This window comes from Pseudorhizobium xiangyangii (genome assembly GCF_020531965.1).
Lineage (GTDB): Bacteria > Pseudomonadota > Alphaproteobacteria > Rhizobiales > Rhizobiaceae > Neorhizobium > Neorhizobium xiangyangii.
In genome coordinates, this window is the sequence record NZ_JAJAWH010000101.1 from 1 (window position 1) to 1040 (window position 1040).

The 1040-nt window shown below is 59.8% G+C and carries 1 protein-coding gene; it reads right to left on the reverse strand.

Features of this window, described 5'->3' with window-relative positions:
* On the reverse strand, positions 1-1040 hold a 1040-nt coding region (locus LH464_RS24380), incomplete at both ends, for an autotransporter family protein (protein ID WP_226788980.1).

Consider the following 1040-nt stretch of genomic DNA (forward strand, 5'->3'; position numbering starts at 1 on the left):
GTTGTCCCAGTTGTAGCTGGCGCCGATCCCGACGCCGCCCCAGAGCCGATCGTTGCGGCTGGCGAAGGTCTCGCCAGCAACCGCCACCTTCGTCCCGTCAAGGAACTCGTAGTAGAGGTTGCCGATACCGTAGAGGCTGGTTCGGTTGATCAGCCTGTTGTCATTTGACCAGGCGTTCTGACGCTCGATCCGCAGGCCAAGGCGGCCCTGCAGACTGTCTCCACGATCGAGGCCGACATCAGCGCCATAGGCGTCACGGAAGCTGTTGAAGTCTACTTCGGAATAGACCAGCTGCGCCTGTGGCGTTACCGACCATCCATCTTCAAGTGCAATCCGTTTGCCACCTTCCACCGACAGGGCATAGCCAAAGCCGTCATTGCCCCGCACCAGCCGCGGCTGGGTGATGTCATCGGCCCTGGAGGTCAAGTTGCTGTCGTACCAGGTCAGTTGCGCTTGCCCGTCGACATAGACGCCATTGTCACCATACCAGGTCAGCGTGCCACCAAAGCCATAACCGTTGGTATTGATGTCGCCATCGCCGAAGAAGGACGAGACATCCGCGGAGGCATGTCCATAATGGACCGTCAGCCCCCCGAGCAATCGACCTGCCTCACTCTCGTACAGCATGCCGTCAAAGCCTGCCTGCATCCGGAACAGATCGAGGTCGTAATTGGTCGACGAGGTCGAGCGGTTCGGTTCGAAGCGGGTATGGCTACCTTCGATACGGCTCCATATACCGTTCTGCTCAGTCGCCCCACCAGAGGTCGTGCCGGTTCCTTCAACAAGCAATTCCGGCCAGTAGCGATTACCGACACGCTGCTGCAGCGTCGGCAATCCGTTCAGCGCTTGCAGCACCTGCGGATAGGCCTCGTAAAGAGGCACGGTTGCCGCATATCGGGAACCTTCAGGCAAGCTTGGCTCACCCGGTCCCGGCACTCCCGGGACTCCGGGCTCCTCTTCAAGCGTCGAGCGCAGATACCAGTCACCATCAGCCGGATCGATGATACCGTTCTGGTGCAACGTATAGGCATATGCGCCAC